The 12151-nt window shown below is 62.9% G+C and carries 10 protein-coding genes; 6 read left to right on the top strand and 4 right to left on the bottom strand.

All coding sequences use genetic code 11. The features are described from left to right. Positions 1 to 109: 109 nt before the first annotated feature. On the bottom strand, positions 110 to 961 hold the full coding sequence (locus ACSSVC_RS12535; protein WP_346631951.1) for a glycine betaine ABC transporter substrate-binding protein: 852 nt from the start codon (positions 959 to 961) through the stop codon (positions 110 to 112). A 330-nt stretch (positions 962 to 1291) separates the two neighbouring features. On the opposite strand from ACSSVC_RS12535, the gene ACSSVC_RS12530 reads away from it, so the two are divergent. Beyond that, complete coding sequence (locus ACSSVC_RS12530) at positions 1292 to 2845, top strand: glycoside hydrolase family 17 protein (protein WP_446438869.1); 1554 nt, start codon at positions 1292 to 1294, stop codon at positions 2843 to 2845. 31 nt (positions 2846 to 2876) lie between these two features. Here ACSSVC_RS12530 and ACSSVC_RS12525 read toward each other — a convergent pair whose 3' ends face one another. Next, positions 2877 to 3242 carry a hypothetical protein gene (locus ACSSVC_RS12525; protein WP_346631953.1) on the bottom strand — a complete coding sequence of 122 codons (366 nt, stop codon included), beginning with the start codon at positions 3240 to 3242 and terminating at the stop codon, positions 2877 to 2879. Between the two features lie 234 nt (positions 3243 to 3476). Here ACSSVC_RS12525 and ACSSVC_RS12520 point away from each other — a divergent pair, with 234 nt between their 5' ends. From ACSSVC_RS12520 to ACSSVC_RS12510, 3 genes are all read left to right on the top strand, one after another. After that, positions 3477 to 4775 carry a serine/threonine protein kinase gene (locus ACSSVC_RS12520; RefSeq protein ID WP_404938736.1) on the top strand — a complete coding sequence of 433 codons (1299 nt, stop codon included), beginning with the start codon at positions 3477 to 3479 and terminating at the stop codon, positions 4773 to 4775. Further along, positions 4768 to 5556, top strand: a complete 789-nt coding sequence (locus ACSSVC_RS12515; RefSeq protein WP_492612337.1) for an MlaA family lipoprotein — start codon at positions 4768 to 4770, stop codon at positions 5554 to 5556. Before ACSSVC_RS12520 ends, ACSSVC_RS12515 begins: the two co-directional genes overlap by 8 nt. A gap of 151 nt (positions 5557 to 5707) precedes the next feature. Continuing rightward, the gene (locus ACSSVC_RS12510; protein ID WP_492612336.1) at positions 5708 to 7741 is read left to right on the top strand and encodes an FUSC family protein; all 2034 of its coding nucleotides are present in this window, start codon (positions 5708 to 5710) and stop codon (positions 7739 to 7741) included. An 8-nt stretch (positions 7742 to 7749) separates the two neighbouring features. Here ACSSVC_RS12510 and ACSSVC_RS12505 read toward each other — a convergent pair whose 3' ends face one another. Next, a complete protein-coding gene (locus ACSSVC_RS12505) occupies positions 7750 to 8673 on the bottom strand; it encodes a DUF808 domain-containing protein (RefSeq protein ID WP_346631957.1) in 924 nt (307 codons plus the stop codon). Positions 8674 to 8840: 167 nt separating this feature from the next. Between ACSSVC_RS12505 and ACSSVC_RS12500 the strand changes: the two genes are divergently transcribed. Beyond that, complete coding sequence (locus ACSSVC_RS12500) at positions 8841 to 9449, top strand: TetR/AcrR family transcriptional regulator (RefSeq protein WP_346631958.1); 609 nt, start codon at positions 8841 to 8843, stop codon at positions 9447 to 9449. Between the two features lie 72 nt (positions 9450 to 9521). Here ACSSVC_RS12500 and ACSSVC_RS12495 read toward each other — a convergent pair whose 3' ends face one another. Beyond that, positions 9522 to 9962, bottom strand: coding sequence for a GlcG/HbpS family heme-binding protein (locus ACSSVC_RS12495; protein ID WP_346631959.1), 441 nt, complete (start codon positions 9960 to 9962; stop codon positions 9522 to 9524). A gap of 269 nt (positions 9963 to 10231) precedes the next feature. On the opposite strand from ACSSVC_RS12495, the gene gcl reads away from it, so the two are divergent. Beyond that, positions 10232 to 12007 carry a glyoxylate carboligase gene (gcl, locus tag ACSSVC_RS12490; RefSeq protein WP_402894234.1) on the top strand — a complete coding sequence of 592 codons (1776 nt, stop codon included), beginning with the start codon at positions 10232 to 10234 and terminating at the stop codon, positions 12005 to 12007. The last annotated feature ends 144 nt before the right edge of the window (positions 12008 to 12151 follow it).

Below are 12151 nucleotides of genomic sequence, written 5' to 3'. Positions count from 1 at the left end.
GTATTAGAACGACATTAGCCACCTCGCCAGCTTTCCACCCCAAAAAACACAAGGCCGCCCGCTGATTTCAGCGGGCGGCCTCGCAACCCTTGTTCTAGACGCCTGGCGACTATTTAGCCGTCCACTCGGCAACCCGATCCGGGTGCTTGCTCACCCAGTCCTTGGCCGCCACATCCGGTTTTGCGCCGTCTTGGATGGCCAGCATGACTTCGCCGATTTCATCCTTCGACGCCCACTGGAACTTCTTCAGGAACGCTGCCACTTCCGGCGCCTTCTTCTCCAGGCCCTTGCTGCCGATGCTGTTGACGGTTTCAGCGGCGCCATACACGCCTTTCGGGTCTTCGAGGAAGCGCAGTTTCCACTTGGCGAACATCCAGTGCGGCACCCAGCCGGTCACGGCGATGGATTCCTGCTTCTCTTCGGCACGGGTCAATTCGGCGATCATCGCCGCACCGGAACTGGCCTGCAGCTTGTAGTCCAGGCCGTAATCCTTGATCGCCTGGTCAGTCTTGAGCATCACGCCGGACCCGGCGTCGATGCCGACAATCTTGTTCTTGAAGCTGGTATCGGTCTTGAGGTCCTCGATGGTCTTGGCCTTGACATACTCCGGCACGATCAAGCCGATCTTGGCGTCCTTGAAGTTGGGACCGTAGTCCACCACCTTGTCCTTGTTCTTGGTCCAGTACTCGCCGTGGGTCACTGGCAACCAGGCCGAGAGCATGGCGTCGAGCTTGCCGGTGGCCACGCCCTGCCACATGATCCCGGTCGCCACCGCTTGCAGTTTGACGTCATAACCGAGCTTCTGCTTGATCACCTCCGCCGCCACATAGGTCGTCGCCACGCTGTCGGACCAGCCGTCGACGTAGCCGATGCTCAGGGTTTTGCTGTCGGCACTGGCCAGAGTGGAGCTGATGGCAAGTACCAGTGCGGCACCTGCGCCTAAGAGTCGTCGCATCTTCATCGTTACTTCCCCGAAAAGTGCAGTGCCAGGCGGCTGCCGGGCACGTCAACGTATGGTTATGGTGCTCAGCGCCCCCATCACGCCTCACCGCGAACGCGTTCGATCATCAGCGGAGTACTGATGCTTCGATCATCAACCCGCCACCGCCCGCGACCTGCTCTGCCTGCGACCTCAAGGCAACCAGCAACGACATCAGATAGCCAGTAACCAGGCGCTGCGACCACTCCAACAAAGGGCCCGCCCAAACTTTGCATGTCAAAATCATGCGAGCCACCAAGCTGTGGACAAATGCGGGTAAGATGCCCCGCTTTGTTCCACTACGGCCTGACCATGCCCGCCACAGCCCGCTTCCCCACCCTCGCTTATCTGTTCGCCTGCCTGCTCGGCCTGCTGGCCCTTTGTGGCTACTGGTACGGCCTTGGCCGGCCGGTGTCGCTGCCGGACGTCGCCAGCGCCAGCCACAAACTGCAATGCGCCTCCTACACGCCATTCGACAAGGACCAATCGCCCTTCGACCAGCCGTTCAAACTGCGCCCCGAACGCATGGACGCCGACCTGGCACTGCTGGCCACGCGCTTCGAATGCATCCGCACCTATTCCATGACCGGCCTCGAAGCCCTGCCTGAGCTGGCGCGCAAGCACGGCCTGAAGCTGATGATCGGCGCCTGGGTCAATAGCAACCCGGTGGACACCGAGAAGGAAATCGACCTGCTGATCGCCTCGGCCAATGCCAACCCGGATGTCGTCAGCGCGGTGATCGTCGGCAACGAGGCATTACTGCGCAAGGAAGTCACCGGCCCGCAATTGGCACGGTTGATCCTCAAGGTCAAGGCCGGGGTCAAGCAGCCGGTCACCTATGCCGATGTCTGGGAGTTCTGGCTCAAGCACCCGGAAATCGCACCAACGGTGGACTTCCTCACCATTCACCTGCTGCCGTACTGGGAAGACGACCCCTCGAACATCGATGCGGCCCTGAACCACGTGGCCGAGGTACGCCAGGTCTTCGGCAACCGTTTTGCCCCCAAGGACGTGCTGATCGGTGAAACCGGCTGGCCCAGCGAAGGCCGCCAGCGGGAAACCGCACTGCCGAGCCGGGTCAACGAGGCCAAGTTCATTCGCGGCTTCGTAGCCCTGGCAGAACAGAACGGCTGGCATTACAACCTGATCGAAGCCTTCGATCAGCCCTGGAAACGTGCCAGCGAAGGCGCTGTCGGCGGTTACTGGGGATTGTTCGATGCCGATCGCCAGGACAAGGGCATCCTCGCAGGCCCGGTGTCCAATCTGCCTTACTGGCCACAATGGCTGGGCGCGGGCGCAGTGATATTCCTCGGCACCCTGATCCTGGGTGGCCGGGTTCGCGGTCGACGTGCTGCGCTGCTACTGCCGCTGCTGGGCGCGCTGGCGGCCTGCACCATCGGTACCTGGGGCGAACTGGCGCGGGTCACCAGCCGCTTCACTGGCGAATGGTGCTGGGCCGGACTGCTGCTGGGCCTGAACCTGCTGATTCTGGCCCATGCCGCCCTGGCCTTGAGCCCTCGCGAAGGCTGGCGCCTGCGGGCCTTCAATGCCCTGGAAAAGCGTGCAGGCTGGTTGCTGGCAACGGCAGGGTTCGCCGCTGCAGTGATGATGCTGGAGCTGGTGTTCGACCCGCGCTACCGCAGCTTCCCGAGTGCCGCCCTGCTGCTGCCGGCAGTGGTCTACCTGTGCCGCCCGGTGCGAGTGCCACGCCGCGAAATCGCCCTGCTGACCTTTATCCTGGGTGCCGGTATCGCTCCGCAGCTGTATCAGGAAGGCCTGGCCAACCAGCAGGCCTGGGGCTGGGCCTTGGTCAGCCTGCTGATGGTGGCCGCGCTATGGCGCAGTCTAAGGGCTCGCATCGCCTGACCCTCATCCCGGCCGCAGGCGAAACCTGCGGCTAGGGCCTGGCGGCGCGCACCAGGCGCAAGGCTGCAATCACCACCGCGAACACCGCCAGCGTGGTGTTGTACAAGGCCAGGGCCGGAATACCCACCAGCAAGGCCAACACCGCCAGCCCCCAGCCAGCACGACCGGGCACGACAAACCCCAGCAGCGCCGCGCCCAAGGCACTCCAGCCCAGCACCTTGAAGTGGATCATCCAGCCCAGGCTGGAACGTAGCGAACACTCCCAGCGACCGGCCTCATCGACACAGACGCCCACCCACCGAGCATCCTCCATAAAGCCATAGCGCAGGCCATAACTGGCAGCCAGCCACAGCGGCAGGACAACGAGCAGCAGAATCACGGGAAGGCGGCGGGACATGAAACACTCCGAACAATCAAAACGGCGCCCAGCATAATCGTCCACGGACGCTTGGCAAGCGCGACGCACAGATAACTGTTCAGCAAATAGCGGCAAAGTGTATCGTCCGGCTACTATCACCTCCCAGCAGGCCTGTGGCCGGGGTTATTTGTGCCCACCCATGGCACTTCGGCAGCAGCGCGGTGGTCATAGCCTGCGAACCTCATTCGGTACCTTCCTTCTAGGGATACAGTCATGCTTCGTTCCTTGCGCTTCGCTGCCCTGTTCGGCGGCCTTATCCTGAGTGCGTCCGCACTGGCGGTGGATGTCGACCCGGCCAGCTATGGCTACCCGTTGACCAACCCCTTTGAAGCCACCATCGCCACCACCCCCCCGGAACTGCGCCCGGAACTGCCCGCCAACGATGACATCCATCAGTCCGACTACAGCCTGAACCTGCGGCCGGAGCGCGAGTTCATCCTCCCGGACAATTTCTGGGCGGTGAAGAAGCTTACCTACCGCATCGCCACCCAGGACCACGCCGCGCCACTGATCTTCCTGATCGCCGGTACCGGTGCGCGCTACGACAGCAGCCTCAACGAGTACCTGAAGAAGCTCTACTACAAGGCCGGCTACCATGTGGTGCAGCTGTCCTCGCCCACCAGCTTCGACTTCATCAGTGCCGCCTCGCGCTTCGCCACCCCCGGGGTGAGCCAGGAAGACGCCGAAGACATGTACCGGGTCATGCAGGCCGTACGGGCCCAGCACCCCAAGCTGCCGATCACCGAGTTCTACCTCACCGGCTACAGCCTCGGCGCCCTGGACGCAGCATTCATCAGCAAGCTGGATGAGACCCGACGCAGTTTCAACTTCAAGAAGGTGCTGCTGCTCAACCCGCCGGTCAACCTCTATACCTCGATCACCAACCTCGACAAGCTGGTACAGACCGAGGTCAAGGGCATCAACAACAGCACCACCTTCTATGAACTGGTGCTGGGCAAGCTGACCCGCTACTTCCAGCAGAAGGGCTACATCGACCTCAACGACGCCCTGCTCTATGACTTCCAGCAGTCCAAGCAACATCTGACCAACGAGCAGATGGCCATGCTGATCGGTACCTCCTTCCGCTTCTCGGCAGCGGACATCGCCTTCACCTCGGACCTGATCAACCGCCGCGGCCTGATCATTCCGCCCAAGTACCCGATCCGCGAAGGCACCAGCCTTACCCCGTTCCTCAAGCGCGCCCTGCAGTGCGACTTCGACTGCTACCTGACCGAACAGGTGATCCCGATGTGGCGCGCCCGCACCGACGGCGGCAGCCTGCTGCAACTGATCGACCAGGTCAGCCTCTATGCCCTGCAGGACTACCTCAAGGCCAGCCCGAAGATCGCCGTGATGCACAACGCCGACGACGTGATCCTCGGCCCCGGCGACCTGGGCTTCTTGCGCAAGACCTTTGGCGACCGCCTGACCGTCTACCCCCATGGCGGCCATTGCGGCAACCTCAACTACCGCGTCAACAGCGACGCCATGCTGGAGTTCTTCCGTGGCTAAACATCTCCTGCTTATCGCTGCGTTGCTCTGCGCAGGCTATGCCCAAGCCGACAACAGCAAGGCCCATACCCCCACGGTTCACGACCCCGACGGCTTCACCGAGCCGTTGAAGAAACTCAAGTTCAACCCGGGGCTGGACCAGCGCGAGTTCGAGCGTTCGACCCTCAATGCCCTGAATATCTATGACCCGCTGGAGTCATGGAACCGCCGGGTCTACCACTTCAACTACCGCTTCGATCAGTGGGTATTCCTGCCGGTGGTGGACGGTTATCGCTATGTGACCCCGAGCTTCCTGCGCACCGGGGTCAGCAACTTCTTCAATAACCTCGGCGACGTCCCGAACCTGATGAACAGCCTGTTGCAGTTCAAGGGCCAGCGGTCGATGGAAACCACCGCGCGCCTGCTGCTCAACACCACCATCGGCGTTGCCGGCCTGTGGGACCCGGCCACCAAGATGGGCCTGCCACGCCAGAGCGAAGATTTCGGCCAGACCCTGGGCTTCTATGGCGTGCCTGGCGGCGCCTATCTGGTGCTGCCGATCCTCGGCCCGTCGAACCTGAGGGATACGGCCGGGCTGGCGGTGGACTACACCGCCGAATCAGCGATCAACTTCCTCAACGTCTCGGAAGTCAGCAGCAATCACCCCGAGATCTGGGCGCTGCGTGGTGTCGACAAGCGCTACCAGACCAGCTTTCGCTATGGTCAGCTGAACTCGCCGTTTGAATACGAGAAGGTGCGCTACGTGTACACCGAATCGCGCAAACTGCAGATCGCCGAGTAGTCTGCGCCCCGCCCGCCCCGCCCATCTGGCGGGGCACTGCTGCCCCTCCCGCCTCAAGCCACCCCCAGCAAGGGCTGAAAAAGCCGATTGGCATCCCCTGGCAACATAGATACGATGCTAATCATTAGCTAGCTATCAATGTGCCTGAAGCATGAAAATCCTTACCCTTCACGTCGCCGATGTCTGGCCCGCACTGTTCGCCCCGACCCTCTCTGATCTGCTGTTCGCCCTCAGGAACCTGATCGCCGGCGGACTAGCCCTGTACCTCGCACTGCGTCTGAATTTTGAACAACCGCAGTGGGCCCTGACCACCGTATTCATTGTCAGCCAGCCCAGCAGCGGGATGGTCCTGGCCAAGGGCGCCTACCGCCTGCTGGGAACCTTGGTCGGGGCAGTCGCCTCGATCCTGCTGATCGCCACGCTGGGCCAGGCGCCGCTGCTGTTCCTGCTGGCCACGGCCCTGTGGCTGGCCTTCTGCACCACCGGCGCCTCGCTGCTGCGCAATCATGCCGCCTATGGCTTCGTACTGGCGGGATACACCGCCGCGATCATCGCCCTGCCCGCCACTGCCGCACCGTTGCAGGTATTCGATCAGGCCATGGCGCGCTGCTCGGAAATCGGCCTGGGGATCCTCTGCGCCTCGGTGGCGAGCATCGTCCTCTGGCCACGCCGGGTCGAACAGACGCTGGCGCTCCAGGGACGAGCTGCCTGGCTCGCCGGGCGCCACGCCGCCGCCTCGGAGCTGCAGGGAGAGGACCAGCGCAAGGGCTTGCTGGAAGCCCTGGGACGCATCGTCACTGTGGACGCACAGCGTGATCACGCCTGGTTCGAGGGCCCTCAAGGGCGCCGTCGCTCACAGGCGCTGCGGGTACTGAGCCGCGACCTGCTGGGTCTGCTCCGCTGCGCCCGAGGCGTGGCCAGGCAACGGCAGATGCTCGACACCACTACCGCGCAACGCCTGGAGCCATTGATCCGCGAGACCATCCACGCCCTCGAAACCGCGCCCGACGCAACCCTGGCCCCCTTGACCCAACGACTGGGACAAGCCCTGCAGGATCCGTGGCTATCGGCCGAAGGCCATCTGTGCCTGGTGCAACTGGCCCAGGTACTGGAGCGGGTCGAACAAAGCGTCCAGAGCATCGAGGCCGTGGAACAGGGCCGGGTGCCACCGGGTGCGCCCGGTGCCCTGTCCTGGCACCGGGATATCCAGCAAGGGGTGTTGGGGGGCATGCGCAGTGCCCTGGCCTTTCTCGCCGTGGCCAGCTTCTGGTTGCTGTCCGCCTGGCCTTCGGGGTTGGGCGCGGTGTCGATTTGCGGGGTGGTATTGAGCCTGTTCGCCGGTCGCGAGAACCCAGCGGCCTCTTGCTTGAACTTCTTCAAGGGGATCGCCCTGTCGATCCCCGTGGCCGGGTTCGTCGGCCTTGGCCTGCTGCCCGGCTGGAATGGGTTTCCCCTGCTGTGTCTGGCTCTGGCCCCGCCTTTGTTCTTCGCCTCTCTGTGCATGAGCCGGCCGAAGATCGCGCCGATCGCCTCGGCGTTCTGCATTTTCTTTATCAACAATGTCGGCCCCGGCAATCTGATGACCTACGACCTCGGCGCCTTTCTGAACAAGGCCATGGCCACCCTGATCGGGGTCGGCATCGCCGTGGTGGTGTTGCGCCTGGTCAGCCTCAACCCGGGAGAACATCACTACCGACGGATGTTCAAGGCCTCGCTGTTTGACTTGGCACAACTCACTTCACGACCACCGGAACAGGCCGAAAGCTGGTTTGGCGGACGCATGGCCGATCGCCTGATCCGCGTGTCGAGGTATTGGCAGATGCAGCCCGAGAATCGTCGCGTGCATTGGGACAACGGCCTGCTGGGGTTGGACCTGGGTGACGAACTGCTGCAACTGCGCAGTTGCCTGGACAGCGCCGCAGGCGCCTTGGGAGCTGAACGTGACCATTACCTGGCGCACCTGGCGGCGCTACTCCAGCACGGCGGCCCGATGCCGGCTCGCAGCGAACGACTGGACGCCGCTTCGATCGCCCTGCTCAAGGCCCTGGACAAGGATCGGACGCTGCCGGTGCAAGCCCAGGAAATGGCCCGTGCAGCGATCCTGCAATTGCAGTTCACCTGGCGACGCTGGTGCCGCCAACAGCCAACTGCTGCGTCGCCGGCTCGGATAGTGGCCCCAGGCTGAGCCTGGATTCAGCCGCGCAGGGCGCGCCAGCCTTTGCCCAGCAGCGTCACGGCCAGCAGTACCAGCCCACCGGCAATGATCCCGGCCACGGCATTGAGCAGGGTCGGCATGATCGCCGACGCCGCGCCTATGACTCCGGCACTACGCTCGGCCAGGCCCTCGATCATTTGATGCACGGCTGGAACACCGTGGGTGAGGATGCCGCCGCCCACCATGAACATCGCCGCCGTGCCGATCACCGACAGACTCTTCATCATCCACGGCGCCGCTCGCAGGATGGCGCCACCGATGCGTTTGGCCAGGGCACCCGGCTTCTGCGCCAACCACAACCCCAGGTCATCGAGCTTGACGATGCCGCCCACCAGGCCATAGACGCCGACGGTCATGACAATCGCAATCCCCGAGAGCACCACCACCTGCTGGCTCAGGGAAGCGCCTGCCACCGTGCCCAGGGTAATGGCGATGATTTCCGCGGAAAGGATGAAGTCGGTACGAATCGCGCCCTTGATCTTGTCCTTCTCAAAGGCCACCAGATCCACCTGAGGGTCCGCCAGCGCCTGCAGAGTCTGCGCATGTTCGGCGGCATCGTCGCCGTGGGGCAGGTACTTGTGCGCCAGCTTCTCGAAGCCTTCGAAACACAGGTAGGCGCCGCCGATCATCAGCAGCGGCGTCACCAGCCAGGGCGCCAGGGCACTGATGGCCAGCGCCGCCGGCACCAGGATCAACTTGTTGCGAAACGAGCCCTTGGCCACGGCCCAGACCACGGGAATTTCCCGCTCGGCGCGAACCCCGGAAACCTGCTGGGCATTAAGCGCCAGATCGTCGCCCAATACCCCGGCGGTCTTCTTCGCCGCCATCTTGGTCATCAAGGCCACGTCATCGAGAACGGCGGCGATGTCGTCGATCAAAACCAGCAAACTGCTTCCTGCCATGGGCCAGGCTTCCCTGCGTGAAATAAGGCGCGCAGCATACCGCGCCAGAGGCTGGACAGGCGAGATGCCGGAAGCGGGAAACTACGGCCAGCGGGCATTCTTGAGCCCCTCGCGACGCCGGTGCTACCATGCGCAACCGCCCGAACAGGCAAGGAATCCCCTGGTTTATGAGCACCATCCGCGAGCGCAATAAAGAACTGATCCTGCGGGCCGCCAGTGAAGAGTTTGCCGACAAGGGCTTTGCAGCGACCAAGACCAGCGACATCGCCGCCAAGGCCGGGTTACCCAAGCCCAACGTTTACTACTACTTCAAGTCCAAGGAAAACCTCTACCGCGAGGTGCTGGAAAGCATCATCGAACCGATCCTCCAGGCTTCCACTCCGTTCAATGCCGACGGCGTACCCAGTGAAGTGCTCAGCGGCTACATCCGCTCGAAGATCCGCATCTCCCGCGACCTGCCCTTTGCCTCCAAGGTGTTCGCCAGTGAAATCATGCACGGTGCGCCGCACCTGAGCCCGGAGCAGGTGGAACAGCTCAACGCCCAGGCCAAGCACAATATCGAATGCATCCAGAGCTGGATCGACCGCGGCCAGATCGCCCCCCTCGATCCCAACCATCTGATGTTCAGCATCTGGGCTGCGACCCAGACCTACGCCGACTTCGACTGGCAGATATCGGTGGTGACCGGCAAGGCCAAGCTCACCGAAGAAGACTACGAGGCGGCGGCGCAGACCATCATCCGCCTGGTGCTCAAAGGCTGCGAACCGGACCGCTGACAGCACTCCGACCACGTTTCCATATCCCTGTAGTCGCTGTCGCAGGCCAGGGCCCGCGACAGCGCGCCCTGGTCAGGCGGTAACGCCAGCATCCGCCGCCAGGCCCTGGGCCTCGATAGCGCTGATTGCGCATTGCTCATCGATGTCCGAAGTGTCGCCACTGATGCCGATGGCACCAATCACCGCCCCCGTCTGATCCCGAATCAGCACCCCACCCGGGGCCGGCACCACACTGCCCTGCCCCAGACCATTCAAGGCACCGATGAACGCCGGACGCTGCTGTGCGTCCAGGGCCAGCAGGCGCGAGCCCTTGCCCAAGGCAATCGCGCCCCAGGCCTTGCCGATGGCGATCTGCGGACGCAGCAGGCTGGCGCCATCCTCTCTTTGCAAGGTCACCAGATGCCCACCGGCATCCAGCACCGCAATGGTCAGCGGCGCTGCGCTGATCTGGCGTCCCGCACTGATGGCCTGATTGGCCAGGTTGATTGCGACTTTCAAGGTTAAAGCGCTCATGGGTGCCGTCCTTATCTTGTTATTGAGAAAGTCTGGTGGAAGCTTCTTGTAGGAGAAGTCCGATACCGCAAATAGAACACAATGAAATTAATTTTTGTATACAATAATTCTCGAAAACCAACTCATGCGACAAAAGGACGCCGGTTTATCGAGGCCTGGTCAAAAGCCGTTACCCCTCAAGAAAATCCATTGACCTGCGCCGTCCGCCGTGAATACACTTTGCGAAAAGCCACTTGTATACAATTACAAAACGTAAGAGGCACAAAACCATGAGCAAAATGAGAGCAATCGAAGCCGCCGTTCTGGTGATGCGCCGCGAAGGGGTCGATACCGCTTTTGGCATCCCGGGTGCCGCCATCAACCCGCTGTATTCCGCGCTGCAGAAAGTCGGAGGCATCGATCACGTCCTCGCTCGCCACGTTGAAGGCGCCTCGCACATGGCCGAGGGCTACACCCGCACCAAGGCCGGCAATATCGGCGTGTGCATCGGCACTTCCGGGCCGGCCGGCACCGACATGGTCACGGGCCTGTACAGCGCCTCGGCCGACTCGATCCCGATTCTCTGCATCACCGGCCAGGCGCCCCGGGCCCGCCTGCACAAGGAAGACTTCCAGGCCGTGGACATCACCAGCATCGTCAAGCCGGTGACCAAGTGGGCCACCACCGTGCTGGAACCGGGCCAGGTGCCCTATGCCTTCCAGAAAGCCTTCTATGAAATGCGCTCCGGCCGTCCTGGTCCGGTGCTGATCGACCTGCCATTCGACGTGCAGATGGCGGAAATCGAATTCGATATCGATGCCTACCAGCCCCTGCCCCTGGCCAAGCCAACCGCGACCCGGATCCAGGCCGAGAAAGCCCTGGCCCTGCTGGATCAGGCCGAGCGCCCGCTGCTGGTGGCCGGTGGCGGTGTGATCAACGCCGATGCCAGCGACCTGCTGGTGGAGTTCGCCGAGCTGACCGGCATTCCAGTGATCCCGACCCTGATGGGCTGGGGCACCATCCCTGACGATCACCCGCAGATGGTGGGCATGGTCGGCCTGCAGACGTCCCATCGCTACGGCAACGCCACCCTGCTCAAATCCGACGCGGTGCTGGGCATCGGCAACCGCTGGGCCAACCGTCACACCGGCTCGGTGGACGTCTACACCGAAGGCCGCAAGTTCATTCACGTGGACATCGAGCCAACCCAGATCGGCCGGGTATTCACGCCGGACCTGGGCATCGTCTCCGACGCCGGCAGCGCCCTGACCGTGCTGCTGGAAGTGGCTCGCGAATGGCAGACCGCCGGCAAGTTGAAAGATCGCAGCGCCTGGCTGCATGACTGCCAGCAGCGCAAGGCCAGCCTGCACCGCAAGACCCACTTCGACAACGTGCCGGTCAAGCCGCAACGGGTCTATGAAGAGATGAACCAGGTATTCGGCAAGGACACCTGCTACGTCAGCACCATCGGCCTGTCGCAGATTGCCGGTGCGCAGTTCCTCCACGTCTACAAGCCACGCCACTGGATCAACTGCGGTCAGGCCGGCCCATTGGGCTGGACCATCCCCGCCGCCCTCGGTGTGGTCAAGGCCGATCCGAACCGCCAGGTGGTGGCCTTGTCCGGCGACTACGACTTCCAGTTCATGATCGAAGAGCTGGCAGTAGGGGCGCAGTTCAACCTGCCGTACATCCATGTCGTGGTGAACAACTCCTACCTGGGCCTGATCCGCCAGGCCCAGCGCGGCTTCGAGATGGACTACTGCGTACAGCTGTCCTTCGACAACCTCAACGCACCGGAGCTCAACGGCTACGGCGTGGACCACGTTGCGGTCGCCGAAGGCCTGGGCTGCAAGGCCCTGCGGGTGTTCGAACCCAAGGACATCCAGCCGGCCCTGCGCCAGGCCCAGGAAATGCTCCAGACCTTCAAGGTACCGGTGGTCGTGGAGATCATCCTGGAGCGCGTAACCAACATTTCCATGGGCACCGAAATCAACGCGGTCAACGAGTTCGAAGACCTGGCGCTGGTGGGCAACGACGCCCCTACCGCAATTTCCCTGCTCGACTAAACCCTGTAGCCGCAACCCCAGGCTGCCATCAGGTTCGCAGAGCCTGGCCGAGATCTGCCCCGCACCCTCTTCAAGAGGCACTGCCGGGGCAGCCCGACCGCAGCCTTCGCCCGCTCTACAGGCTTCACCGATTCACAGGAGATC

The sequence above is a fragment of the Pseudomonas sp. E1BtOHC1 genome (assembly GCF_058744285.1).
Note: the sequence above shows the minus strand (reverse complement) of the source record. Positions and strands in the feature narration are given on the sequence as shown.